The organism is Amycolatopsis sp. H20-H5 (assembly GCF_035828755.1).
Taxonomy (GTDB): domain Bacteria; phylum Actinomycetota; class Actinomycetes; order Mycobacteriales; family Pseudonocardiaceae; genus Amycolatopsis.
In genome coordinates, this window is record NZ_JAYMZS010000059.1 from 16,960 (window position 1) to 41,528 (window position 24,569).

A 24,569-nucleotide genomic window follows, 5' to 3' on the forward strand; every position below is an offset into this window, starting at 1 on the left:
GCGGGCACGGCACTGTGCACGGCGTCGACGTCAGTAATCCGGTCGCGCGTGAAAGGAGCTTCGGGAAAACCTCAGAAAAGCATGAGAAGATCGATTTCACTCGATCGTGGGAATCAGCCCGGCCGCCTGTCCTGGCGGACATGAACACACAGCGACCGCACAGGTCGCCGCCCCACAATGACGTCATGCGGATCCTGGTGGTGGACGACGACGCCGACGTCCGCGAAAGCCTCGTGCGCAGCCTGGAGTTCGAGGGATACGAGGTCCAGCAGTCCGAGGACGGTGAGCAGGCGCTGCGGCGGCTCGACCCGGCCGCCGAGACGCGGCCGGACCTGATGATCGTGGACCTGATGATGCCGGGCATCGACGGGCTGGAGGTCTGCCGCCGCCTGCGGTCGGCGGGCGAGCGGCTGCCGATCCTGATGCTGACGGCACGGGACGCGCTCGGTGACCGGGTCACCGGGCTCGACGCCGGAGCCGACGACTACCTGCCCAAACCCTTCGCACTGGAGGAACTGCTGGCGAGACTGCGGGCGATGGTCCGGCAGGCGCGCCACCACCGCGTCGCCCAAGCCAAGAGAGGACAGTCCGCCAAGGTCGTTTTCGGTGATCTGGAGCTCGACCCGGTCACGCGCGAGGTCACCCGCGCCGGGCGGGCGGTCCTGTTGACCAGGACCGAGTTCGAGCTGCTGGCACTGCTGATGGCCGCTCCCCGCCACGTACTGACCAGGGCCCATCTGCACCGGGAACTGTGGACGAGGGACCCGGGGACGAACGCGCTCGACGTCTACGTCGGCTACCTGCGGCGCAAGCTCGAAGCCGACGGGCGGTCGCGGCTGGTGCACACCGTCCGGGGTGTGGGTTTCGTGCTCCGGGCCCAGCTGTGAGCTCGGGCCGTAGGCTGCTCCTGCGCAGCCGGGTGGCCCTCGCGACGGCGCTCGTCGTCGTCACCGCCATCTCCGGGGTGAGCGGGATCGCCTGGCTGGTCACCGAGCACAACCTGCGGGCCGAGCTCGACCAGTCACTGAAAGCGGTGCCCGACTTCCCGCTCACGACACCGCTGGATCAGGAGGCCGCCGGGTTCCACCCGCTCGAGTCCCTGTGCGGCGGGAGCCCGGAAAGGCAACCGCTGCAACGGTTTCTCGAGGGCATCCAGCTCCTGCGGCCCGACGGCGGCAACTGCGCGCCGCCGGGGGTGGACAAGGTGGTCACCAGCCCGGCGGACAACCTCGTCACCACCCAGACCCTCCGCGACGGCGTCACCGTTTCGGGTGTCCCCGTCCGCGTGATGGTGCGGCCGGTGGGCGATCACCAGGCACTGGTGTTCAGCCGCAGCCTCGCCGACATCACCCACGCGCTCGCCGGGCTGCGCGACGCGCTGCTGCTGGTCACCGTGCTCGGGGTGCTGTTCGCCGCGCTGGCCGGGCTGCTGCTGACCAGGCGCGCGCTCGCCCCGATCGAACGGCTGACCGCCAGCGTCGAGTACATCGCGCGGACCGAGGACCTGAGCACCACGGTGGAGGTCACCGGCCGCGACGAGGTCGGGCGGCTCGGGCGCGCGTTCACCGCGATGACGAGTGCGCTGTCCGACTCCCGACGGCGTCAGCGGAACCTGGTCGCCGACGCCGCGCACGAGCTGCGGACCCCGCTGACCAGCCTGCGCACCAACATCGACCTGCTGGTCCGCAGCGAGCAGACCGGCCGCCCGCTCCCGGCCGAGCATCACACGAAGATCATCGGCAGCCTGCAGCACCAGGCGATCGAGTTCGGCAACCTGGTGCAGGAGCTGGTCGCGCTGGCGACCGACGAGCGCGAGCTGCTGCATATCGAGGTCGACATGGCGACGGCCGTCGACCGTGCGCTCAGGCGGGCCCGCACCCGCGCGGCGGAGCACGAGTTCGACGTGGACACCGAGCCGTGGACGCTCACCGGCGACCCGGCCGCGCTGGAGCGCGTCGTGCTCAACCTGCTCGACAACGCGATCAAGTTCTCCCCCACCGGCTCGGTGATCGCCGTCCGGTCGGCCCCCGGCGTCCTGACCGTCGCCGATCAAGGCTCCGGGCTGGCACCGGAGTTCCGCGACCAGGCCTTCGAGCGTTTCTGGCGCGCGCCAGAGGCTCGCGGGATGCCCGGCTCGGGCCTCGGCCTGGCGATCGTGGCGGGCACGGTCGCCACCTACGGCGGCCGCGTGAGCTTCGTCGACCCGGCCGGCGGGCACGGCACCTGTGTCCGGGTCGAGCTGCCCACAAGTCCCTGAAGGCCACCTTCACGGCGTTTTACGCCGTGAAGGTGGCCTTCAGGGGCAGTCACAACGCGGGTCAGGCGACCGGCAGGGTCTCCAGGCGGGCCTTGATGCGCTCGATGTCGGAGACCGCGGTCTCGCGACGGATCTTGATCTTGCCGACCACCTGCTCCGGCGCCTTGGCGATGAACGCCTCGTTGCCGAGCTTCGACTCGGCCTGCGTCAGCTCCTTCTCCGCGACGCCGAGGTCCTTCTGCAGCCGCTTGCGTTCGGCCGCGACGTCGACGGTGCCGGACAGGTCCAGCTCGACGGTCACCACGCCGTGCGTGAGCGCGACCTCGATCGCCGCGCTGGGCGCGAAACCGTCCTCCGGCGCGGTGAGCCGGACGAGCGAGCGGATCGACTCGTCGTGGCCCGTCAGGTCGGCGAACCCGGCGCCGGAGAGCCGGGTGGCGACCTTCTGGCCCGGCTTGAGGCCCTGGTCGGCGCGGAACCGGCGGACCTCGGTGACCAGCTTCTGGACGTCGGCGATGCGCGCGTCGCCGCGGGCGTCGTCGAAGGAGTGGTCGGCCACCGGCCAGGACGCGATCACCACGGATTCGCCGCCGGTCAGCGCGATCCAGAGCTTCTCGGTGATGAACGGGATGAACGGGTGCAGCAGCCGCAGCACGGTGTCGAACACGTGGCCCAGCACCGCGCGGGTGGCGGCCACACGCGCCTCGTCACCCTGAAATACCTGGACCTTCGACAGCTCCAGGTACCAGTCGCACAGCTGGGTCCAGGTGAACTGGTAGAGGTTGTCGGTCGCCTTGGCGTACTGGTAGTCCGCCAGCTGGGCGGTCACCTCGCCGACCACCACGGCGAGCCTGCCGAGGATCCAGCGGTCGGCCTCGGTCAGCTCCCCGGGAGCGGGCAGCGCGACACCGGCGTCGGCGCCGTTCATCATCGCGAACTTGGTGGCGTTCCACAGCTTCGTGGTGAAGTTGCGGGAACCGGCGACCCACTCCTCGCTGATCGGCACGTCGGTGCCGGGGTTCGCGCCGCGGGTCAGCGTGAAGCGCAGGGCGTCGGTGCCGTAGCGATCCATCCACTCGATCGGGTCGACGCCGTTGCCCGCGGTCTTCGACATCTTCTTGCCGAACTGGTCGCGGACCATGCCGTGCAGCGCGATGGTCTTGAACGGCGGCTCGCCGGTGGCGTAGATGCCGAACATCATCATCCGGACGACCCAGAAGAACAGGATGTCGTAGCCGGTGATGAGCACCGAGGTCGGATAGAACTTGGCCAGGTCGGCGGTCTTCTCCGGCCAGCCGAGCGTGGAGTACGGCCACTGGCCCGACGAGAACCAGGTGTCGAGCACGTCCGGGTCCTGCGTCCAGCCCTCGCCAGAGGGCGGCTCCTCGTCGGGGCCGACGCAGACGACCTCGTCGTTCGGGCCGTACCAGACCGGGATCCGGTGGCCCCACCACAGCTGACGCGAGATGCACCAGTCGTGCAGGTTGTCGACCCAGTCGAAGTAGCGCTTCTCCAGCTCCGGCGGGTGCACGTCGACGCGGCCTTCGCGCACCGCGTCGCCCGCGGCCTTCGCCAGCGGGCCGACCTTGACGAACCACTGCAGCGAAAGGCGCGGCTCGATCGGCTCCTTCGAGCGGTCCGAGTGCCCGACGCTGTGCAGGTACGGGCGCTTCTCGGCGACGATGCGGCCCTGCTCGCGCAGCTTCTCCCGTACCGCGACGCGCGCCTCGAACCGGTCGAGGCCGTCGAACTCGGTGCCCGTGCCGTCGATGCGGCCGGACTCGTCCATGATCGTGAGCATCGGCAGGTCGTGCCGCTGGCCGATCTCGAAGTCGTTCGGGTCGTGTGCGGGGGTCACCTTCACCGCGCCGGTGCCGAACTCCGGGTCGACGTGCTTGTCCGCGACGATCGGGATCCGGCGCCCGGTGAGCGGGAGCTCGACCTCGGTGCCGACCAGGTGCGCGTAGCGCTCGTCGTCCGGGTGGACGGCGACGGCGGTGTCGCCGAGCATCGTCTCCATCCGGGTGGTCGCCACGACGATCGAGTTCTCGCCGTCGCCGTACCGCATGGAGACGAGCTCGCCCTCGACCTCCTCGTGGTTCACCTCGGCGTCGGACAGCACCGACCGCAGGACCGGCGACCAGTTGACCAGCCGCTCGGCGCGGTAGATCAGGCCGTCGTCGTAGAGCTTCTTGAACAGGGTGTTGACGGCCTGGGACAGGCCTTCGTCCATGGTGAACCGCTCACGGGTCCAGTCGACGCCCTCGCCGAGGCGCTTCATCTGCGCGAGGATGCGGCCGCCGTGCTCGTTCTTCCACTGCCACACGCGATCGACGAAGGCCTCGCGGCCCAGCTCCCGGCGGGTGGTGCCCTCGGCGCGGAGCTGCTTCTCGACCAGCGCGTGGACGGCGATGCTCGCGTGGTCCATGCCGGGGAGGTACAGCGTCTCGTCGCCGAGCATGCGGTGGTAGCGGGTGATCGCGTCGATCAGGGTGTGCTCGAAAGCGTGCCCGATGTGCAGCGAACCCGTGACGTTCGGTGGTGGGATGACTACCGTGAACGGCGGCTTGTCCGACGTCGCGTCGGCCGTGAAGTACCCGGCGTCCACCCAGCGCTGGTAGAGCGTGGCTTCTTCGTCGGCCGGGTTCCAGGCACCGGGGAGGTCGGTCTGCTGCTGCGGGGCGTTCTCGGTCACAATGAGCAAGTCTACGAACTCGTTCCAGCGGGTTTCATCCGCGTTCCTCACCGGCCGTGACTTCTCACCTCCGCGGCCCGATGAGCCGACGTCGGCGATGCAGGAGGAAGGCAGACAACACGTGACGCAGCAGCCAGGCGAGGAGCCGGAGGACCGGCGCATCGAGACCCATCCGGACCTGATGAACCCGGATTGGCAGCAGCACGCCGAGCGCGACGCCTGGCTCGGCGCCAAGAAGGAACTGAAGCGCAAGCAGCGGCGGCAGGGCCGCGGCGGGGGCCGGAAGATCGGCGGGCTGGTCGCCCTGCTCGTGCTGCTCGCACTCCTCGTGGCCGCGGTGGTCCTGCGGATCTCCGGTGGCGGCGGGGTCAACACCGGCGTCGACCTGGGCAGCGCGCAGTCCGCGACGGCCACGAGCGCCGCGACGGCTTCGGTGAACCCACCTCGGCGGCTTTGACGGCGAAGGCGGACCTGAAGCGGCCGATGCCGACCGACGACCCCTGCCGCTGGGTCACCCACTCGACGTAACTCAGATCCACAGGAGCGACTGCACAGGCTAGGCTGTGTATATGGTCGTTCCCATTCACGTCGCCGAGACCGCGGGCAGGCTCCGCGGCATCGTCGGCCAGCTGCACCGGCGGTTGCGCCAGGTGGACAACGCGGGCGTGCTGACGCCGTCCCAGTCCGCCGTGCTCAACCGCCTCGACCGTGACGGACCCGCCACCCAGGCCGAACTGGCCGCCGGCGAGCACGTCCGCCAGCAGTCGATGGGCGCCACGCTCGGGGTGCTCGACTCGCTCGGCCTCCTGCGCCGCTCCACCGACCCCGCAGACGGCAGGCGCATCGTGATCGCGCTTTCGGAGCTGGGCGAACGGACCGTGCGCGGGGTCAACCAGCACCGTGAGGAATGGCTCGCGACAGCGCTGCACAGCACGCTGTCCGCCGACGAACTCGAAACCATCAGGGAGGCGTTGCCCCTCCTGCAGCGCCTCGGACAGCTGTAGGAGCTCCCACGACCACCACCGCGACATCCGCGCGCTTCGGCGCCAAGCTGGTCACCCCGCTGGTCGCCAGCGCGATCCTCAACCCCATCAACTCGACGCTCATCGCCGTCGCGCTCGTGCCCATCGGGCAGAGTTTCGGCGCCGGGCCGGGCCGCACCGCCTGGCTGATCTCCGCCCTCTACCTCGCCACCGCCGTCGGCCAGCCCGTGGTCGGCCTGCTCGTCGACCGGTTCGGCGCGCGGCAGGTCCTGCTCACCGGCGCGGCCGTGGTGATGGCGGCCGGGTTCGCCGGGATGTTCCCGATCTCGATCGAGTGGCTGATCGGCGTCCGCGTCGTACTCGGCGTCGGCACCTGCGCCGGGTTCCCGGCCGCGATGGCCGCGCTGCGCCACCACGCCGAAGCCACCGGCCAGGGCGTCCCGGCCAAAGTGCTGGCGGTGCTGTCGATCTCCTCGCAGACGATCATGGTCATCGGGCCGACGCTGGGCGGCGTGCTGATCGCCCTGTTCGGCTGGCCCGCCATCTTCGCGGTCAACCTCCCGCTGGCCGCGGTCTCGCTGGTGCTGGCCTGGCGCTGGGTCCCGAAGGACCGGCGCACCGCGCGCGCCGAACCGGCCCCGGTCGACCTCGCCGGGATCGCGCTGTTCTCCCTGCTGCTGCTCGCGTTGCTGTTCTACGTGATGGACCCCGGTGTCGGCGACCTGTGGCTCGTCGGGGCCGTGCTCGCGCTGGGCGCGGCGTTCACCGCGGTGGAACTGCGGGCCCGCACACCGTTCCTCGACCTGCGGATGCTCGCCGCGCACCCGGCGATCCTGCGGACGTATCTCCGCCAGGCGCTGAGCTTCCTGGTGATCTACGCGATCATGTTCGGCTACGTGCAATGGCTCGAGACCAGCCGCGGGCTGGGCGAATCCGCGGCCGGGGCGATGCTGCTGCCGATGTCGGTGGTGGCGGTCGCGGCCGCCGCGGCCTCGGGCCGGACGACCGGGGTCCGGCTGCGCCTGGTGCTCACCGCGGTCGCGCTGACGGTCGGCTCGGCGCTGCTCCTGCTGGTGGACCGCGGCACCTGGATCGTCGCGCTGGCGGGGCTGGCCGCGGTGTTCGGGCTGGCACAGGGACTGACGAGTGTGACCAACCAGACGACGCTGTACCGGGAGGCGCCCGCCGAGCAGATGGGCACCGCGAGCGGGCTGTTCCGCTCGGCGCAGTATCTCGGCGCGATCGTGGCGTCGACGCTGATAGCCCGGTGTTTCGGCGCCCACGCGAGCTCCGCCGGGCTGCACCAGCTGGGCTGGGCACTGCTGGTGGTCAGCCTGGTGCTCGTCGCGGTGACCGTGTTCGATCGGAGCCTCAGGACACCCCCGCCGCGTGCGGATACGGACAGCGGGGCGCACGATGGACCTCGTGACGCGTGATGCACCCACTGACGACGTAGACGAGTCCCAGCTCGAGGTCTCCAAGCCCAAGGACTGGGCCGCCGGGCTCCCCGGCGTGGCCGTCTCGCTGGTCCGCAGCATGGAGCAGATGGGCGCCGGGCGGACCGTGCGCACCCTGCGGCTGCTCAACCAGCGCGACGGGTTCGACTGCCCGGGCTGTGCCTGGCCGGAGCCCCGCGAGGCCGACGGCGAGCACCGCAAGCTCGCGGAGTTCTGCGAGAACGGCGCGAAGGCGGTCGCCGAGGAGGCCACCAAACGCCGGGTGGGCCGCGAGTTCTTCGCGAAGCACTCGATCGAGGAACTGCGCGGGAAGACGGACTACTGGCTGGGCCAGCAGGGCCGGATCACCGAGCCGTTCGTGCTGCGCGAAGGCGCTTCGCACTACGAGCCGATCGCCTGGCACGACGCGTTCGAGATCGTCGCCGACGAGCTGCGCGCGCTCGACGACCCGAACGAGGCGCTGTTCTACACCTCGGGCCGCACCAGCAACGAAGCCGCGTTCCTCTACCAGCTGCTGGCGCGCTCGTACGGCACCAACAACCTGCCGGACTGCTCGAACATGTGCCACGAGTCCTCCGGCGCCGCGCTGTCGGAGACCACCGGCATCGGCAAGGGCTCGGTGACGCTGGCCGACATCCACCGCGCGGACCTGATCGTGGTCGTCGGCCAGAACCCGGGCACCAACCACCCGCGGATGCTTTCGGCGCTCGAAGAGGCCAAGGCGAACGGCGCGCGGGTCATCGCCGTCAACCCGCTGCCCGAAGCCGGGCTGATGCGGTTCAAGAACCCGCAGAACGTGCGCGGGCTGGTCGGCAAGGGCTCCCCGCTGGCCGACGAGTTCGCCCAGATCCGGCTCGGCGGCGACCTGGCGCTGTTCCAAGCCATCGGGCACCTGCTGCTGGGCTGGGAGCGCGAAGCCCCTGGCACCATCGTCGACCGGCGGTTCGTCGACAGCGAGACCGAGGGCTTCGAGGATTACGCGAAGCACCTGCGGGAGATCGACTGGGCCGAGGTCGGCGCCGCGACCGGCTTGCCTCGCGACCAGATCGAGCGGGTGGCCAGGATGATCGCGAGCTCGAAGCGCACGATCTACTGCTGGGCGATGGGCCTGACCCAGCACAAGCACGCGGTGCAGACCATCAAGGAGGTCGCGAACCTCGCCTTGGTCCGCGGCATGATCGGCGAGCCGGGCGCGGGCCTCTGCCCGGTGCGCGGGCACTCCAACGTGCAGGGCGACCGGACGATGGGCATCTGGGAGAAGATGCCGGAGTCCTTTATGGACGCACTGGCCGAGGAATTCGGCATGTACGTCCCGCGCGCGCACGGGCTGGACACCGTCGACTCGATCCGCGCGATGCGCGACGGCGCGGCGAAGGTGTTCTTCGCGATGGGCGGCAACTTCGCCTCGGCCACCCCGGACACCGAGCTGACCGAACGCGCGCTGCGGTCGTGCTCGCTGACGGCGCACGTGTCCACCAAGCTGAACCGCTCGCACGTGGTGCACGGGAAGACAGCGCTGATCCTGCCGACGCTCGGCCGCACCGAGCGGGACCTCCAGCAGGCGGGCGAGCAGTTCGTCACCGTCGAGGACTCGATGTCGCAGGTGCACTCCTCGCGCGGGCGGCTGGCCCCGGCGAGCAAGGACCTGCTCTCGGAGATCGCGATCGTCTCGCGGCTCGCGGTACACCTGCTCGGCGCGGAGCACCGGGTGCCGTGGAAGGACTTCGAGGGCGACTACGACCTGATCCGCGACCGCATCTCGCGGGTGGTCACCGGCTGCGAGGACTACAACAAGCGGGTCCGCGAGCCGGACGGGTTCGTGCTGCCGAACGCGCCGCGCGACTCCCGCCAGTTCAGCGGGACCGAAAACGGCAAGGCGAATTTCACCGTTTCGGAGCTGGAGTTCCCGCAGGTGCCCGCAGGGAGGCTGCTGCTGCAGACCTTGCGCAGCCACGACCAGTACAACACCACGATCTACGGCCTGTCCGACCGCTACCGGGGCATCGAGGACGGCCGCCGTGTGGTGTTCGTCAACCCGGACGACCTGGCCGAGCTGGGGCTGGCCGACGGCGGGTTCGTCGACCTGGTCTCGGAATGGCGCGACGGCGACCGGCGTGCCCCGCGGTTCCGGCTGGTGTCGTACCCGACGGCCCGCGGCTGCGCGGCGGCGTACTTCCCCGAGGCCAACTCCCTGGTACCACTGGACTCGGTGGCGGACAAGTCGAACACCCCGGTGTCCAAGGCGATCGTGGTCCGCCTCGAACCCCTACCCACACCCTGACTCCCACCCGCACCCCCACCCCCACCCGCAACTCGTCGACGAGTCGTGGTCTCTTGCGCGCGAGAAACCGCAACTCGTCGACGAGTTGTGGTAGTTGTACGCGCAACGACCACGAGTCGTCGACGAGTTGCGAACCGGCGGGCGGGGTCAGTCGATGCAGTTGGCGGAGTCCGGCGTGATCGGGGTGTCCCCGGCCGGGGCGCCGCCGCCGTCCGAAGCGCCGGGCCCGGTGTAGACCTGCCCGAGCACGACCTGGATGTGCCCCGCCGGGACGGCTGAGGACTGCTGGGTGGTCAACCCGCCGAGCAGCTTCGCGACCTCCGCGCCCCGATCGGCCAGGTCCGGGCCGAAGCGCACCACCGAGGTGCGTCTCGGCTCGGTCGCGTTCCCGGTGTCGCCCTTCGTGAAACCCTTGTCCCCCAGGAAGCCCGCGACCCTCATGGCGAGACCTTCCTTGCCGCCGGCGTTGGAGACGTCGGCCGTCGGCCCCGCGGCGGGCGGCGGCGAAGCCGGTGGCGCGCCGATGAGGCTCGCGGCAAACGCCTTGACCTGCGCCGGATCCACCTGCACCGCGGTGGCATCCGGATTCGTCCGGCTGTAGCGGTAGTCGGGGTTGACCACCGGCACGGTCTCGAAGTTGATCCCGCCGCCGGAGATGCCCTTGAGCTGCCGCACGAAGTCGAGCAGATCCCAGTTCCCGTCCAGCACCACGGACCTCTTCACCGCGTCGACCAGGTCGGAGAGCTTTCCCGGGCTGGTCAGCGTGCCCTGCGAGAGCACCTGCTTCGCCAGCCCGGCCAGGAACACCTGCTGACGGCGGACGCGGTCAAGGTCGCTGCGGGGCAGGTTCTTGCGCTGCCGGACGAACGCCAGCGCGTCGGCGCCCTGGATCTTCTGGTGCCCGGCGGGGAAGTCCGCGCCGGAGTCCTCGTCCTTCGTCGCCTTCTTCAGGCAGACGTCGACCCCGCCGACAGCCTTGCTGATCTCGGAGAAGCTCAGCAGGTTCACCTCGGCGAAATGGTCGATCTTGACGCCGGTCAGGTCCTCGACGGCCTGCCGCGTGGCGCGCCGCGCGGCGGTGAGCGCGGCCTGGTCGATCTTGGCCTTGTCGGTCTCGCCCTGCGCCCGCAGCCGCGACGCTTCGGCGAGCTTCGCCGTCCCGAACGCGCCGTTGATCTTGCCCTTGCCGCCGTTGCCGGGCAGCGTGACGTAGGAGTCCCGCGGCACGGAAAACGCCTTCACCGTGTCCTGGCCGTTCGGGATCCGGAGCACGATGAGCGTGTCGGTGAGGTCGTCGCCGTTCGGACCCGCGCGCAGCTCCTGCAGCACCTCCTTGGGCAGCGGGTTGTCTTGGTTGTCGGTCCGCGCGTCCCGCCCGACCAGCAGGATGTCCAGTGAACCGTCGGCAGGCTGCTCACCGGGCGCGGTGGCCACGTCGCCGTCGATGACGTCCGACCTGGAGACGTCGTTGAGTGAGTTGTACGTCGTGTAGGCGTACGCCGTGCCGCAGAACACAGTGGCGGCGACGCCCGCGACGAGAATCTTCCCCAGGATGTGCACGACACTTCAGACGCCCCCGCGACCCGCCCCGCTGCATGAGTGACTCAGTTCACACTCAAGTCCGCAGGTGCGAGGCGCCGTTGAGATCCAGGATGGTGCCGGACGCCCAGGCCGCCTCGGGCGAAGCCAGGTACAGCACGGCGGCGGCCACCTCCTCGGGAGTGCCGACCCGGCCGAACGGGCTCTGCCCGCGCAGCGCCTCGCCCGAGGCCCCGGCCAGCTTGCCCGCCTGGCGCTCGGTGGCGATGAAGCCCGGCGCGACCGAGGCCACCGCGATGCCGTGCGGCGCCAGCGAAACCGCGAGCGACTGCCCGAACGCGTGCAGCGCGGCCTTGGTCGCCCCGTAGGCCGGGTGGTCCGGTTCGCCGCGGAACGCGCCGCGCGAGCCGATGTTGACGATCCGGCCCCAGGCGCCCCTGGCGATGAGGTGCCGGGTCACGCAGTAGGTCAGGTTGGCCGCACCCAGCAGGTTGACGTCGATCATCTCCCGCCAGCTCCGCTGCCAGTCCACATAGGACACCTTGGCGAGCGGGTGCCGGTTGGCCGGGGAAGGCGCCACCCCCGCGTTGTTGACCAGCACGTCGACCCCGCCCAGTTCCCGCTCGGCGACGTCGGCGATCCGTTGCGCCGCTTCGGGATCAGCCAGGTCGCCGCGGACAAGGACGTGGCCGGTGCCGGGCAGCACGGCCACCGTCTTCTCTGCCTCTTCTCGGTTTTGTCCATAATGGACGGCGACCCGGTCGCCCCGCCGGGCGAATTCGACCGCGGTGGCGCGGCCGATCCCGCGGGAGGCGCCGGTGACCAGCACCCCCCTCATCGCGCGAACAACCGCGACTCGTCGCGGAAGGCCTTGAACTCCAGCGCGTTGCCCGCCGGATCGTGCAGGAACATCGTCCACTGCTCCCCCGGCTCGCCCGCGAACCGCCGATAGGGCTCGATGACGAACTTCGTGCCCGCCGTGCGCAGCCGTTGCGCGAGCGCCTGGAACTCGTCGACGGTGAGCACCAGCCCGAAATGCGGCACCGGGACGTCGTGCCCGTCGACCGGGTTGTGGCCCGCCTCGGCGCGAGCGCCCGGGACGACGTGCGTGACCAGCTGGTGGCCGTGGAAGTCCCAGTCGGACCCATACCTCCGCGGACCGGCCCTCGCCCAGGCCGAGCACACCGCCGTAGAACTCGCGGGCGCGCGCCAGGTCGTCGACGGGGATGGCGAGATGGAAGGCGGGGCGGACGGACGCGGTCATGGCGCTCCTCGAACTCGGCGGTGTCCCCACCTTGAGCCACCGATGTGTTCATGTCAACATTAGGACATGAGCAGCTCGTCACTCCGCAAAGCCACCCGCCGGGGCCTGGCCGAAGAGTCCGCCGACCGCGTGCGGGAGGCGATCTTCGCCGGGCACTTCCCGCCCGGCGCGCCGTTGCGCGAGGTCGAGCTGGCCGCGTCGCTCGAGGTCAGCCGGGGTTCCGTGCGTGAGGGACTCGCGCTGCTCGAACGCGAAGGGCTCGTGCAGGGCGGCTGGCACCGCGGCACGACGGTCGTCGAGGTGACCACCGAGGACGTCGAAGAGGTCTACACGGTCCGGGGCGCGCTGGATCGCCTGGCCGCGACGACGGCACTCATCAGGGCGGCCGCTGAGCACCTGGCCGAGCTGGACGCGCTGGTGGACGCGATGGCGGCGGAGGTGACCCGTGACGCCGACGGCCCCCGGCTGCTCGCCCTGGACATCGCCTTCCACGACGAGATCTACGCCGCGGCGGGCAATCGCCGTCTCACCGAGGCCTGGCTCGCCGTGCGCTCCCAGGTCTTCCTCTTCCAGCTGCAGCGGATCTCGCTCGGCCACGAGCACTACCGCGCCCGCGTGGTGGACGAGCACCGCGAGCTCGCCACGCTGCTGCGCGGCGGCGACCGCACCGAGCTGGGCCGGGTCGCCGAGGAGCACGTCGACTCCGCCCGCCGCAGCCTGCTCTCCGGTCTCTCCGACCTCTCTGACTGCCCCTGAAGGCCACCTTCACGGCGTTTTACGCCGTGAAGGTGGCCTTCAGGGGCAGTGCTGAGGAGCGTGGGTGAGTTTCGCCTCGGCCAGTGCCGCGTCGACCTTGCGGTTGCTGGTCATGCTCGCGGTGACGAGCGTCATCGAGAGCAGGACCCCGGCGCCCGCGAAGTAGGGCGCGCGCAGCCCGGCGGCGGTCGCCAGCACCCCGCCGGACACCGCGCCGATCGGGCCCGCCGAGAGCGCCAAGAGCCGCGACGCCGCCGACACCCGGCCCATCAGCTGGTCAGGGACGATCGCCTGCCGCAGCGACACCCCGAGCACCATCGTGGCCGCCATCCCGCAGGCGCACACCGCGAACGCCACCCCGGCCCAGACCGGGTTGCGCGCCAGCCCGAGCGCGAGCACCGCGCCCGCCTCGACGACCGCGGTCACGGTGAGCGCGCGGCCGGTGCCGAACAGCCGGTCGACGCGGCCGGCCAGGAACGTCCCCAGCAAACCGCCCACACCCTCGCAGGCCAGGAACACGCCGTACCCGGCCGCGCCGAGGTGCAGTTCCTCGCGGACGAACAGGACCATCACGGCGTTTCCCGCGCCGAACGCCAGGTTCCCGACCGCGGGCCGCAGCGACAGGCCGAGCAGCAGACGGGTGCGGAACAGATAGCTCGCCCCTTCCTTCGCGTCGGCCCACAGCGAGGTCCGGACCTCGCGCGGCTTGACCGGCGTCGCGGGCAGGCTCCGGATCAGCACCGCGCTGAGCGCGAACGACGCGGCGTCGGCGAGGAACGGCACCATCCGGCTCAGCGCGAACAACGCGCTGCCCGCCGGCGGGCCGAGGAAGCCGTCCGTCGCGAGCTGCACCCCTCGAAGCCGAGTGTTGGCGAGCTGCAGGCGGCCCCGGTCGCGGTCGAGCAGCGCGGGCAGGAACGCCTGCGCCGCGGTGTCGAAGAACAACTGGCCGACGCCGAGCAGGAACGCCATCGCGATCAGCGACGGCACGCTCAGGACCCCCGTCGTCCCGGCGGCGAAGAGCGTCAGCAGCAGGACCGCGCGGGCGACGTCGGCGATCCACATCGTGCGGCGGCGATCCCAGCGGTCCACCAGCGCGCCGCCCACCAGACCGAGCAGCGGCCACGGCAGCAGAACCGCGCCGGAGACCAGGCTGACGGTCACCGGATCGCCGGTCAGCGTGGATGCCAGCAGGGGCAACGCGGCGAAGTAGATCCCGTCGCCCGTCGAGGAAATCGCGGACGCCGTCCAGAGCCGGGTGAACGCGGGCGGAAGCGCGGCAGTCACTCGCCGTCCTCCTTGACGATCCCCGGCCGGAAGAACGCGACCGCGAGCGTCGCCTCGGGCCCGCCGGAGGACCGTTCGTCCCGCAGCTCGTCGAGCAGCGCGGTGAGCCGCTCGGTGAACTCGACGAACCTGTCCTCGCTGATGCGCGTGTGCTGCATCCGCACGAGCTTCGGCGAGTCCTCCCGCGCCGTCGCGAGGTCGTCGAGGGCGTGCCGCAGCACCACGTCCCGCTGGCCGGGGGCCGGTTCGGGCAGCACGATGCGGCGCGCCGTATGCGCGTAGTAGCGCTCGACCACGCCCCGGACCTTCCGGGTGTTCACCACGCGGATCAGCCCGGCCCGCTCCAGCAGCCGCATGTGGTAGCTCGAGCTGCCCTTGGCCAGCTCGAGTTTCGCGGCGACCTGGGTGATGGTCGCGGGGCCGTCGCGCAGCACGGCCAGGATCCGGTGGCGGACCAGGCTGTTGACGGCGCGAAGCTGCTCCGCGGTCGTGACGTGGACGGCGTCGTCAGGGGGAATCTCGGGTTCGTCGGGCACGACAGCTATGGTCAACGACTCTTAACCATAAGTCAAGAGTCGTTGACCATTGAGCCTCGCGCGGCTACCCCCCGAAGAGCTGGACCACCTTGAGCACGAGTTCGTACACCCCGTAAAGGAACGGGAGGCCCACCCACAACCAGGCCAGCACCATCAGCCCGGACCGCTTGGTCTCGACCGGCTCGCTCATCGCGCCTCACTCTCCGCCGCCGCGGCGTCGGCCGCCGGTTGGTGGAACCTCGGGTTCACCGGCCGGACCAGCTCGTTGGCGACGAAGCCGACGGCCAGCAGGCCGATCATGATGAAGAACGACGTCGAGTACAGGTCCGGCCCCTGTTTCCCGGCCCGCTTCTGACTGTCCGCGATCGCGTTCACGATCAGCGGGCCGAGCACCCCGGCCGCCGACCACGCGGTGAGGAGCCTGCCATGGATCGCGCCCACCTGGTACGTGCCGAACAGGTCCTTCAGATACGCCGGGACGGTCGCGAAACCGCCACCGTAGAAGGAAAGGATCACCATGGCGCAGAGGACGAACACCACCTTCGAGGAGTTCGTCGTCAGCGCGATCGTCAGGTACAGCAGCGCGCCGAGCCCGAGATAGAGCCGGTAGATGTTCTTACGCCCCACCAGGTCCGAAGTGGACGACCAGACGAACCGGCCCAGCATGTTCGTCAGCGAGAGCAGCGCGACGAACCCGGCCGCCGCCGAGACCCCGATCGGGGCGGAGGTCTGCTTGAAGAAGTCGGTGATCATCGGCGACGCCTTTTCCAAGATCCCGATCCCGGCCGTCACGTTGAAGCACAGCACCACCCACAGCAGCCAGAACTGGGGCGTCTTGATGGCGTTGGCCGCCGAAACGTTCGCGCTGGTGATCATCACGTTGCCGTGATCGGTCTTCGGCTGCCAGCCCGCCGGTTTCCAGCCGTCGGCGGGAACCCGGATCAGCAGGATCCCGAGCGACATGAACACCGCGTAGACCAGACCGTGGATCAGGAAGGCCGTCGCGACCGTGCCCGCCGACCAGGGCGCCGTGCCGAGCATCGACGAGGACCACGGCGAAGCGATGAGCGCGCCGCCGCCGAAGCCCATGATCGCGATCCCGGTGGCCATGCCCGGCCGGTCCGGGAACCACTTGATCAGGGTGGACACCGGCGAGATATACCCGATGCCGAGCCCGATCCCGCCGACGCCGCCGTAGCCGAGCACGACCAGCCAGTACTGCGAGGTCGCGACGCCCAGCGCGGACAGCAGGAAACCCGAGCAGAAGCACAGCATCGACACGAACATCGCCCAGCGCGGTCCCTTGCGCTCGACCATCGTGCCGCCGAACGCCGCGGACAGGCCGAGCATGACGATGCCCAGCTGGAACGGGAGCGCGCTCTGGGTGCCGGTCAGGCCCATCGTCTTTTCGAGCGGCGGTTTGAACACGCTCCAGGCGTACGCCTGCCCGATCGAAAGGTGGACCGAGAGCGCCGCCGGCGGGACGAGCCAGCGGCTTCATCCCGGTGGGGCGACGGTACGGGAACGGTCCAGGAAGCCGAGAGCCATCGAGCGCCTCCGTAGGCTGGAGTGATGCAGGGAATGTATTACTTAAACCCCGGCGTTGCACACTCCGGTTGTCGAAAGTCGTACAGGAGGCTTCAGGTGGTGGAGGAATGGGCCGCGTAACGGTGCGCCGTCCGGTCCGGATGATCCGGGCGACCGGCGACGTGAGGAGGCCCGACGCGCTCGCCGCGGAGGAGCCGCTGGAGCTCCGCGTCGACGGCAAGGCACTGGCGGTGACCATGCGCACCCCCGGGAACGACGTCGAACTCGCCCACGGCTTCCTGCTGACCGAGGGCGTGCTGGGCTCCCGTGAGGACGTCGCCTCCGCGCGCTTCTGCGACGGCGTCGACGACCAGGGCCGCAACACCTACAACGTGCTCGACGTCGCGCTCGCCGACGGCGTCCCACCGCCGGAAACGGGCGTGGAACGCAACTTCTACACGACGTCCTCGTGCGGGGTCTGCGGCAAGGCCGCGCTCGACGCGGTCAAGCTCCGCAGCCGCTTCTCCCCCGGCGACTCGCCGTTCACGGTGCGCACCGAGGTCCTCGCCGGGCTGCCCGGCGCCCTGCGCACGCAGCAGAAGGTGTTCGCCACCACGGGCGGCCTGCACGCGGCCGCGCTGTTCGATTCCGACGGCTCGCTGGCCGTGGTCCGCGAGGACGTCGGCAGGCACAACGCGGTCGATAAGGTGCTCGGCTGGGCATTGCTCAACGGCCGGATCCCCGCCGGGGACAACGGTTTGCTGGTGTCCGGGCGGGCATCGTTCGAGCTTGTGCAGAAGGCCGCGATGGCCGGTGTCGGGCTGCTGGCCGCCGTTTCGGCACCGTCCTCTTTGGCCGCCGAGCTCGCCGACGAGAACGGCATGACCCTCATCGGCTTCCTGCGCGGCGACAGCATGAACCTCTACAGCGGCGAGCAGCGCGTCCTGTCCTAGCCCGCCGTTGGCGCCCAGTTCCCGTGGAAACCGTGCGGCACGCGGTCGGGCAGGTGGATCGCGGCGACCGTGTCCAGCGTGCCCGCGTCGAGCAGGGTGAGGTCGCTGCGCCCGGTCGTGGCGTCGAACACGAAGCCCATCAGCACGCCGTCGTCCTCGGCCGCGTCCTCGCCGGACGGAACGAACACGAACTCGCCGGGCTGCCCGCCGGGGCCGAAGGACCTGGTCCGCACGCTGCGGTCGCGCAGGTCGTGCTTGAGCAGCGTGCCGGACGAGCTCGCACCGTCGTCGGTCGCCATCGCGTAGCCGTAGCGGTGCTGCCTGCCGACCAGCCGCTCGTCGACGCGGGGGAACTCCTGGCCGCGGTCGTCGAGACGCTCCTCGACGACCTTGCCGCCGGCCAGGTCGACAGTCCAGCGGTCCAGCGTCGGCCTGCCCTCGCCGGGTCCCCGGCGTTCGGCGTCGAACATGCGCGGGTGGCGGACGACGTCGAGCACGATGCTGTCCCCGTCGTCGTAGGCGTTGAGCGGATGGAACACGTAGCACGGCTCGACCTCGAACCAGCGCACGTCCTTCGATCCACCCTCGCGCGGCATGACGCCGATCCGCGCCGGGTACTTCGGAGTCCAGCTGTACGGGAAGCCCGACCCCGAGCCGCCTTCGAGCCGCCTGCCGATCATCGCGGTGATCGGGTCCGGCACCCGCACCCGGCCGAGCAGCGCGGAGACGACGAGCTTCGCCGGGGTGCGCAGGAACCGCGGCACGACCGCGGACAACCCCTGCTCGACGTCGAAGGTGACCGGCAGGTCGTAGAACACCACGTGGTTCTCGGTCAGGGAGAAGTCGTGCATCATCGGTGAACCGGCGACCTCGACGTCGACCGTGCGCCGGGCCCGGCCGTCGACGCCGATCACCGAGTACTGCACCCGGTTGCCACGGCCGAAGAAGTACGAGACGGCGTGCAGCTCACCGGTGCGCGGATCGCGCTTCGGGTGGGCGGTGTAGCCCCCGCGCAGCGTGCCGTCGAAGTCGCAGGGCCCCACGGTATCGAGCTCGTCGGTCAGCTCGTAGTTGGCGAGCCCGCTCTCGACCAGCGCGAGCGTCTTGCCAGCGTGGCTGATCACGTTGGTGTTGGCGCCGATGGCCTCGAACCCGGCGTGCGGCTTCCGCGGGCCGCGCGGCTCACCGAGCTTCGAGGCGGCGCGCGGGCCGCGGACCCATCGGTTGCGGTACCACTCGGCGCGGCCGTCGCGCAGGCGAACCCCGTGCACCATCCCGTCGCCGGTGAACCAGTGATAGGCCTCGGGGTCCACTTCGGACAGCGGGTTCGGCCCGTTGCGCAGGTACCGGCCGTCGAGGTGCGCCGGGATGGAGCCGGTCACCTCGAGCTCGGTGATCGTGTGCTCCTGGCTGATCGGCGCGAGGTTGTCTTCGAGAAACCTGTTGGCCATGGTGGGACCTCCCAGCGGACTATAACGAAGTTATGCTCCAGGTATAACAGAGTTATGGTTGACTGGCAAGCATGAGTGGATCCGAAGTGAAGGCCAAACTGGTCGACGCGGCGGTGCGCCTGCTCGCCGAAGGCGGGCCGGAGACCCTGCAGGCACGGAAGCTGGCGGCCGAGGTGGGCGCGTCGACGATGGCCGTCTACACCCATTTCGGCGGGATGGGTGCCCTGGTCGACGCCGTCGCGCGCGAGGGGTTCCGGCAGCTCAGCGCGAACCTGGCCCAGGTGCCCGTCACGGCCGACCCGATCGCTGACATCTTCGCCCAGGCACTCGCGTACCGGGCGACGGCCGTGGGGAACCCGCAACTGTTCGCCGTCACCTTCGGGCAGTCCTCGCCCGGCGGCAAACGCGCGAGCCTGCAGAACCTGACCGCCGAGGAGAACCGCTCGAAGCCGCATGACGGGCTGGAGGCGTTCGGCTACCTCGAGCGCTCGTCCGCGCGGGCGATCGAGGCCGGGCGGTTTCACCCGATCGAGCCGTTCACCGCCGCGGCTCAGCTCTGGAGCGCCCTGCACGGCTACGTCACGCTGGAGACTTCCGGCCACTTCGGGGACGACGAACAGGGAATCGTGCACATACTGATGCCACTCGGTGTCACCTTGGCGGTCGGACTCGGGGACACTATGGATGCAGCTCAGCGCTCCGCGGCGGTGGCGAGGACCACTTGGAGTGACGCCCAGCGAAACGCGAACGGGCATTCGGGCGATGTCCAGGTCACAAGTGAGCCTGCCCAGGCAACCTTCGGGCGGGCTCCCGACGTCTGATCGTGCGAGGGCGCTTGACGACGGGGGACGAATGAACGGCAACGAAGACGGCGAGAGCGCCGGGCATGACGAGCGCGAGCGGGAGCACATCCCGGGCAGCGGCGTCGCCCGCAGATGGCTGAGCCGTCGTTCCGTGCTGATCGCCGGGGCGTCCGGCCTGGGCGTGGCCGGTCTGGCCGCCGGGACCGCGACCGGTGCCCTGCCGTTCAGCGCACCCCTGCAGCGGGCCCTCGGGGTCGCCTCGTCCAACCCGACGACCCAACTCGGCACCCCGCGCGTGGACCGCGTCTACTCCGCGGCCCGCGGGCGCGAGATCGACCTGGTCACCATGCTCCCGACCAAGACCCCGGCCCGTGGCCTGCCGATGTCGCTCATGCTGCACGGCCTGCACGGCAACGCCCGCGGCGCGGCGCCGTCCGGCCTGCTCAAGCAGCTCAGCAGCGACGTCGCCCGCAAGGCGGTGCCCGCGTACGGCTTCGTCGCGGTCGACGGCGGCGACAACTACTGGCACGAGAACCACCCCGGCGACAACCCGATGGCGATGCTGCTCGAAGAGGTCCCCCGCTGGCTGCGGGAACGGGGTCTCGGCGGTGTCGATGGCCTCCCGTTCGCCTGCACCGGCGTCTCGATGGGCGGCTTCGGCGCGCTGCTCTACGCCAAGCGACGCCTGGAACGGCGGCAGCCACTCGCGGCGGTGGCCACGCTGGCCCCGGCGCTGATCACGTCCTGGGCCGAAATGAGCAAACGGAACGCGTTCCACGACGCGGCCCAGTGGACCTCGCTCGACCCGCTGAGCTACGTCGACGTGATCAAGAGCGTCCCGATGGGCATCTGGTGCGGCACCGAGGACCCGTTCATCACCGGCGTCCGCCGCTTCATCGACGAGGCCCACCCGGCTGTCGCCCACATGGCGCACGGCAAGCACGGCGACGCCTTCAACCGCACGGTCGTCCCCAGCGTGGTCAGCTTCCTCGGGAAGCACGTGCCCCGCACGGCCTGACGGCTTGGCGCCAGAAGGCCATGCGGGGCGGACGGGAGCAAAGGACCTTTGCTGTCGCCGGGTCGTCCAGCATCGGCCGGGTGGCGGTCCCGGAGCGGCCCGAGTGCGCAAGGCGGAAGAACGGGCGGGCGCTGACCGGGCGCGTCTCTACGCCGACACGCGGAAGAAGGTGCGGGTGGTGGTGCCGTCCGGCCTGCGGTGCAGGCGGACGAGGTCGGCGAGCTGGTTGACCAGCAGCAGGCCGCGACCGCCGAGCTGGCCGGGGAGGGCGGGGCGGCGGCCCGCGAGGGGGTCGCCGAAAACGCCGTGGTCGACCACCTCGCACACCACCTGATCGTGCTGGCGCCACAGCTGGACGACGCCGTGCCCGGCGCCGTGGACGACGCTGTTGGCGCAGAGTTCCGCGCCCGCCAGCACCAGGTCACGCAGGCGGTCGCCGCGAAGACCGGCGCGCTCGGCGTGGATGCGGGTGAAGGTCCTGGCGGCGGCCAGGCTCCCGAGGTCGAAGCGGAAGACCCCAGCATGCTCCGGGGACGGAAGGGGCAGGTTGTATTCGGCGAACAGGGCGTCCGGGGCGTAGGCGACGCTGGGCCGTTCACCCTGCGCGTTCCTCAGCGCCGGGTGGCTCCTGGCCGCGTCGTCGAGGACCGATCGGGCGAGCCCGGCGGCGTCGTAGGGGCAGAGCACCGTCACGTCGCGACCCGCGAAAGCCCGGTTGATCAGTGCCTCGTGTTGCACGCAGGCCGGATACTCGAAACCGGAGCGGCCGGGCCAGATCGGCTCGCCGACCAGGCGGACCGGGCCGGGGTGCTCGTCGGCGAACGCCAGCAGGAAGCCGGGGAGGATACGGCCGGGGTTGCGGCCGGCCTCGTTCATGTCGATCAGCCGGACCCGCGGGGCGAACTCGCCCAGCTCGGCTTCGACGAGATCGAGTTTCGGCCGGGGGACGGCCACTGCCACGGGCTCATCGGCCAGCAGGCCCTCGAGCACGAACGGAATGATTCCGGCCAGGTACTCCGCGTCACCCCGGTAGAACAAAGCCGGATGCCGAAACGGCTCCAGGGGTACTTCCACGAGGCGGACATACCCCCGACCGCAGCAGGTCAAACCCTCCGGCAGCCAAAGCCCGGAAACTCACTCGAGCCAGCGGCCGACGACCGAGATCAGCCAGAAACCCACGATCGTCGCGGCGAGGTAGAACCCGGACCACACCAGCAGCGGCCGGTGCTCACCTTCGGGAACCGCACGGACCCGGTGCAGCGCGAAACCGGCCACCAGGAACAGCGGCACCGGCAGCAGTGGCAACGGCGACAACCGTGACGCCACCGCCACCACGCAGGTGCCGGTGAGCACCACCAGCACGATCACCAGAGCGCGGTGCAACCGCGGATGCTCCAGGTAGGCGGCGTTGACGATGCGCTCGGTCAGGTCGCCGAGGCTCCGGGTCTCGCCCGGATCCACGGCGTCCAGATCCGGAGCCTCGTTCTCACCGCCGGGTGCGGTTAGCGACACGGTAGTCATCCTGTGTTGTCCAGTCGGTCAAGGAGGTCCTCCGGGCCAGCGCGGCCCGGAGGAGACCGTCAGGCCGACTTCTCCCCCCGCTCGCCGCCGCGCTGCCGCCGGGAAGGCTGGCGCGCGACGATCGTCGGGTTCACGTTCTCGCGCACGGTCTGTTCCGTGATCACGACCTTGGCCACGTCGTCGCGGCTGGGGATGTCGTACATCACCGGCTGCAGGACCTCTTCCATGATCGCACGCAGGCCACGGGCGCCGGTTCCGCGGAGCACGGCCTGGTCGGCGATGGCCTCGAGCGAGGTCGGCGTGAACTCCAGCTCGACGTTGTCCATCTCGAAGAGCTTCTTGTACTGCTTCACCAGCGCGTTGCGCGGCGCCGTCAGGATGCTGACCAGCGACTCCTTGTCCAAGCTGGTGACCGTCGCCACGACCGGGAGCCGGCCGATGAACTCCGGGATCAGCCCGAACTTGATCAGGTCCTCGGGCATGGTCTCCGAGAACACGTCGCTCTCGTCGATCTCGGCCTTGGTGCGGATCTCCGCACCGAAGCCCAGCCCGCGCTTGCCGACCCGCTCGTTGATGATCTTCTCCAGCCCGGCGAACGCGCCGGCCACGATGAACAGCACGTTCGTCGTGTCGATCTGGATGAACTCCTGGTGCGGGTGCTTGCGCCCGCCCTGCGGCGGCACCGAGGCGGTGGTGCCCTCGAGGATCTTCAGCAGCGCCTGCTGCACACCCTCGCCGGAGACGTCGCGGGTGATCGACGGGTTCTCCGACTTGCGGGCGATCTTGTCGACCTCGTCGATGTAGATGATGCCCGACTCGGCGCGCTTGACGTCGTAGTCCGCGGCCTGGATCAGCTTGAGCAGGATGTTCTCGACGTCCTCGCCGACGTAACCGGCTTCGGTCAGCGCCGTGGCGTCCGCGATGGCGAACGGGACGTTGAGCATCTTGGCCAGCGTCTGGGCCAGGTAGGTCTTGCCGCAGCCGGTCGGCCCGAGCATCAGGATGTTGGACTTCGCCAGCTCGACGGTCTCGTCCTTGGCGTCCTTCGGCCCGGCCTTGTCGTCGGCCTGCACCCGCTTGTAGTGGTTGTACACCGCCACAGCCAGCGTCTTCTTGGCGTCGTCCTGGCCGATGATGTACTGCTCGAGGAACCCGTGGATCTCCGCGGGCTTGGGCAGCTCGTCGAGTTTGACCTCGCCGGCTTCGGCCAGCTCCTCCTCGATGATCTCGTTGCAGAGGTCGATGCACTCATCGCAGATATAGACCCCGGGGCCGGCGATGAGCTTCTTCACCTGCTTTTGGCTCTTCCCACAGAAAGAACACTTCAGCAGGTCTCCGCCGTCACCGATCCGTGCCATGGCCGTTGACCTCGTCCCCTCCGGTGCGCTTTCACACACCTGACTGCCTTACCCGCCCCGGTCACGGATGACCTCTGGGAGCACACACACTGACACTGACGGTACCCGTCCGACGCTCCCGGCGGGAGCACCATCGAGGTTTCCACCGCGTGCCGGGAGCCGACCATAGACCAGGAAGCCGGTGCGTGTCGTCTCCCGACACGCACCGGTTCCGGCCGGATCAGCTGGCCGAGCCCTTGCGGTACGGAAGCACCTCGTCGATGATCCCGTACTCCATGGCCTCCTGAGCGGTCAGGATCTTGTCCCGCTCGATGTCCTTCTTGATCTGCTCGGGATCCTTGTTCGTGTGCTTGGCCAGGATGGTTTCCATCTGCTGGCGCACCCGCTGGATCTCGTTGGCCTGGATCTCCAGGTCGGAGACCTGGCCGTAGGTGCCCTCGGTGGCCGGCTGGTGGATGAGCACCCGCGAGTTCGGCAGCGAGAAGCGCTTGCCCGGCGTACCGGCGGCCAGCAGCACGGCGGCGGCCGAAGCGGCCTGGCCGATGCACATGGTGACGATGTCGGGACGGACGTACTGCATCGTGTCGTAGATCGCCATCAGCGCCGTGAACGAGCCACCCGGCGAATTGATGAGGATCATGATGTCGCGGTCCGGGTCCTCGTGTTCGAGGTGCAGCAGCTGGACCATGACGTCGTTCGCCGACGCGTCGTCCACCTGCACGCCGAGCATGATCTGCCGCTCCTCGTACAGCTTGTTGTACGGGTTCGACTCCTTGATGCCGTAGCTGGTGCGCTCGACATAGGAGGGCAGGACGTACCGCGACTGCGGGGTGCGGGGTGCGTGGAAATCACCCGGAAGCTGGAAGTTGCTCATTGAAAGTCT

The 24,569-nt window shown here is 70.0% G+C and carries 21 protein-coding genes and 2 pseudogenes; 10 read left to right on the top strand and 13 right to left on the bottom strand.

Features of this window, described 5'->3' with window-relative positions; all coding sequences use genetic code 11:
- Window positions 1-185 precede the first annotated feature (185 nt).
- Together QMK34_RS27905 and QMK34_RS27910 are read left to right on the top strand one after the other, a co-directional pair.
- Entirely contained in the window at window positions 186-887 is a 702-nt protein-coding gene (locus tag QMK34_RS27905) for a response regulator transcription factor (RefSeq protein WP_326417457.1), read from the top strand.
- Complete coding sequence (locus QMK34_RS27910; RefSeq protein ID WP_326417458.1) at window positions 884-2,257, top strand: sensor histidine kinase; 1,374 nt, start codon at window positions 884-886, stop codon at window positions 2,255-2,257. The genes QMK34_RS27905 and QMK34_RS27910 overlap by 4 nt, the downstream gene beginning before the upstream one ends.
- A 61-nt stretch (window positions 2,258-2,318) precedes the next feature.
- On the opposite strand, the gene QMK34_RS27915 is transcribed toward QMK34_RS27910, so the two are convergent.
- A complete protein-coding gene (locus QMK34_RS27915; RefSeq protein ID WP_326417459.1) occupies window positions 2,319-4,952 on the bottom strand; it encodes a valine--tRNA ligase in 2,634 nt (877 codons plus the stop codon).
- A 121-nt stretch (window positions 4,953-5,073) separates the two neighbouring features.
- Between QMK34_RS27915 and QMK34_RS27920 the strand changes: the two genes are divergently transcribed.
- The 4 genes from QMK34_RS27920 to QMK34_RS27935 all read left to right on the top strand — a co-directional run bounded on the left by QMK34_RS27920 (window position 5,074) and on the right by QMK34_RS27935 (window position 9,673).
- Window positions 5,074-5,409 (top strand): hypothetical protein, encoded by a 336-nt coding sequence (locus QMK34_RS27920; protein WP_326417460.1) that lies wholly within the window; start codon window positions 5,074-5,076, stop codon window positions 5,407-5,409.
- 112 nt (window positions 5,410-5,521) lie between these two features.
- Entirely contained in the window at window positions 5,522-5,956 is a 435-nt protein-coding gene (locus QMK34_RS27925) for a MarR family winged helix-turn-helix transcriptional regulator (RefSeq protein ID WP_326417461.1), read from the top strand.
- Between the two features lie 47 nt (window positions 5,957-6,003).
- Window positions 6,004-7,371, top strand: a complete 1,368-nt coding sequence (locus QMK34_RS27930) for an MFS transporter (RefSeq protein ID WP_326417490.1) — start codon at window positions 6,004-6,006, stop codon at window positions 7,369-7,371.
- Window positions 7,361-9,673, top strand: coding sequence for an FdhF/YdeP family oxidoreductase (locus QMK34_RS27935; protein ID WP_326417462.1), 2,313 nt, complete (start codon window positions 7,361-7,363; stop codon window positions 9,671-9,673). The genes QMK34_RS27930 and QMK34_RS27935 overlap by 11 nt, the downstream gene beginning before the upstream one ends.
- 147 nt (window positions 9,674-9,820) lie before the next feature.
- On the opposite strand, the gene QMK34_RS27940 is transcribed toward QMK34_RS27935, so the two are convergent.
- From QMK34_RS27940 to QMK34_RS27950, 3 genes and pseudogenes are all read right to left on the bottom strand, one after another.
- Window positions 9,821-11,233, bottom strand: coding sequence for an LCP family protein (locus tag QMK34_RS27940; protein ID WP_326417463.1), 1,413 nt, complete (start codon window positions 11,231-11,233; stop codon window positions 9,821-9,823).
- Between the two features lie 55 nt (window positions 11,234-11,288).
- A complete protein-coding gene (locus tag QMK34_RS27945; protein WP_326417465.1) occupies window positions 11,289-12,050 on the bottom strand; it encodes an SDR family NAD(P)-dependent oxidoreductase in 762 nt (253 codons plus the stop codon).
- Window positions 12,047-12,476 (bottom strand): annotated as a pseudogene (locus QMK34_RS27950) (VOC family protein). Before QMK34_RS27950 ends, QMK34_RS27945 begins: the two are co-directional and overlap by 4 nt.
- A gap of 66 nt (window positions 12,477-12,542) precedes the next feature.
- On the opposite strand from QMK34_RS27950, the gene QMK34_RS27955 reads away from it, so the two are divergent.
- Window positions 12,543-13,232 (top strand): GntR family transcriptional regulator, encoded by a 690-nt coding sequence (locus QMK34_RS27955; RefSeq protein WP_326417466.1) that lies wholly within the window; start codon window positions 12,543-12,545, stop codon window positions 13,230-13,232.
- Window positions 13,233-13,271: 39 nt separating this feature from the next.
- Here the strand turns inward: QMK34_RS27955 and QMK34_RS27960 are convergent, their stop codons facing one another.
- The 4 genes and pseudogenes from QMK34_RS27960 to QMK34_RS27975 all read right to left on the bottom strand — a co-directional run bounded on the left by QMK34_RS27960 (window position 13,272) and on the right by QMK34_RS27975 (window position 16,603).
- Entirely contained in the window at window positions 13,272-14,519 is a 1,248-nt protein-coding gene (locus QMK34_RS27960) for an MFS transporter (RefSeq protein WP_326417467.1), read from the bottom strand.
- Complete coding sequence (locus QMK34_RS27965; protein WP_326417468.1) at window positions 14,516-15,055, bottom strand: ArsR/SmtB family transcription factor; 540 nt, start codon at window positions 15,053-15,055, stop codon at window positions 14,516-14,518. The genes QMK34_RS27960 and QMK34_RS27965 overlap by 4 nt, the downstream gene beginning before the upstream one ends.
- A 64-nt stretch (window positions 15,056-15,119) precedes the next feature.
- Entirely contained in the window at window positions 15,120-15,245 is a 126-nt protein-coding gene (locus QMK34_RS27970) for an MFS transporter small subunit (RefSeq protein ID WP_326417469.1), read from the bottom strand.
- Window positions 15,242-16,603: pseudogene (locus QMK34_RS27975) on the bottom strand (L-lactate MFS transporter). The gene QMK34_RS27970 and the pseudogene QMK34_RS27975 overlap by 4 nt, the downstream one beginning before the upstream one ends.
- A gap of 107 nt (window positions 16,604-16,710) precedes the next feature.
- Here QMK34_RS27975 and fdhD point away from each other — a divergent pair.
- Complete coding sequence (gene fdhD, locus QMK34_RS27980; RefSeq protein ID WP_326417470.1) at window positions 16,711-17,535, top strand: formate dehydrogenase accessory sulfurtransferase FdhD; 825 nt, start codon at window positions 16,711-16,713, stop codon at window positions 17,533-17,535.
- Here fdhD and QMK34_RS27985 read toward each other — a convergent pair.
- On the bottom strand, window positions 17,532-18,986 hold the full coding sequence (locus QMK34_RS27985) for a carotenoid oxygenase family protein (RefSeq protein WP_326417471.1): 1,455 nt from the start codon (window positions 18,984-18,986) through the stop codon (window positions 17,532-17,534). The two genes, fdhD and QMK34_RS27985, sit on opposite strands and share 4 nt — an antisense overlap.
- Before the next feature lie 71 nt (window positions 18,987-19,057).
- Here QMK34_RS27985 and QMK34_RS27990 point away from each other — a divergent pair, with 71 nt between their 5' ends.
- Both QMK34_RS27990 and QMK34_RS27995 read left to right on the top strand, forming a co-directional pair.
- Window positions 19,058-19,807, top strand: coding sequence for a TetR/AcrR family transcriptional regulator (locus QMK34_RS27990; protein WP_326417472.1), 750 nt, complete (start codon window positions 19,058-19,060; stop codon window positions 19,805-19,807).
- 31 nt (window positions 19,808-19,838) lie between these two features.
- A complete protein-coding gene (locus QMK34_RS27995) occupies window positions 19,839-20,807 on the top strand; it encodes an alpha/beta hydrolase (RefSeq protein WP_326417473.1) in 969 nt (322 codons plus the stop codon).
- A gap of 147 nt (window positions 20,808-20,954) precedes the next feature.
- Here the strand turns inward: QMK34_RS27995 and QMK34_RS28000 are convergent, their stop codons facing one another.
- From QMK34_RS28000 to QMK34_RS28015, 4 genes are all read right to left on the bottom strand, one after another.
- On the bottom strand, window positions 20,955-21,881 hold the full coding sequence (locus tag QMK34_RS28000) for a sensor histidine kinase (RefSeq protein WP_326417475.1): 927 nt from the start codon (window positions 21,879-21,881) through the stop codon (window positions 20,955-20,957).
- A gap of 60 nt (window positions 21,882-21,941) precedes the next feature.
- Window positions 21,942-22,319, bottom strand: a complete 378-nt coding sequence (locus QMK34_RS28005; RefSeq protein ID WP_326417477.1) for a hypothetical protein — start codon at window positions 22,317-22,319, stop codon at window positions 21,942-21,944.
- A 68-nt stretch (window positions 22,320-22,387) separates the two neighbouring features.
- Window positions 22,388-23,686: an ATP-dependent Clp protease ATP-binding subunit ClpX gene (gene clpX, locus QMK34_RS28010; RefSeq protein ID WP_326417478.1), complete on the bottom strand. Its 1,299-nt coding sequence runs from the start codon at window positions 23,684-23,686 to the stop codon at window positions 22,388-22,390.
- 220 nt (window positions 23,687-23,906) lie between these two features.
- On the bottom strand, window positions 23,907-24,560 hold the full coding sequence (locus QMK34_RS28015; protein WP_326417479.1) for an ATP-dependent Clp protease proteolytic subunit: 654 nt from the start codon (window positions 24,558-24,560) through the stop codon (window positions 23,907-23,909).
- Window positions 24,561-24,569 lie beyond the last annotated feature (9 nt).

Coding starts and splice junctions, on each gene's coding strand:
- QMK34_RS27990 (WP_326417472.1), top strand. CDS start 19,058: ATGAGTGGATCCGAAGTGAAGGCCAAACTGGTCGACGCGGCGGTGCGC.
- fdhD (WP_326417470.1), top strand. CDS start 16,711: ATGGGCCGCGTAACGGTGCGCCGTCCGGTCCGGATGATCCGGGCGACC.
- QMK34_RS28015 (WP_326417479.1), bottom strand. CDS start 24,560: ATGAGCAACTTCCAGCTTCCGGGTGATTTCCACGCACCCCGCACCCCG.
- clpX (WP_326417478.1), bottom strand. CDS start 23,686: ATGGCACGGATCGGTGACGGCGGAGACCTGCTGAAGTGTTCTTTCTGT.
- QMK34_RS27970 (WP_326417469.1), bottom strand. CDS start 15,245: ATGAGCGAGCCGGTCGAGACCAAGCGGTCCGGGCTGATGGTGCTGGCC.
- QMK34_RS27955 (WP_326417466.1), top strand. CDS start 12,543: ATGAGCAGCTCGTCACTCCGCAAAGCCACCCGCCGGGGCCTGGCCGAA.
- QMK34_RS27945 (WP_326417465.1), bottom strand. CDS start 12,050: ATGAGGGGGGTGCTGGTCACCGGCGCCTCCCGCGGGATCGGCCGCGCC.
- QMK34_RS27985 (WP_326417471.1), bottom strand. CDS start 18,986: ATGGCCAACAGGTTTCTCGAAGACAACCTCGCGCCGATCAGCCAGGAG.
- QMK34_RS27925 (WP_326417461.1), top strand. CDS start 5,522: ATGGTCGTTCCCATTCACGTCGCCGAGACCGCGGGCAGGCTCCGCGGC.
- QMK34_RS27905 (WP_326417457.1), top strand. CDS start 186: ATGCGGATCCTGGTGGTGGACGACGACGCCGACGTCCGCGAAAGCCTC.
- QMK34_RS27995 (WP_326417473.1), top strand. CDS start 19,839: ATGAACGGCAACGAAGACGGCGAGAGCGCCGGGCATGACGAGCGCGAG.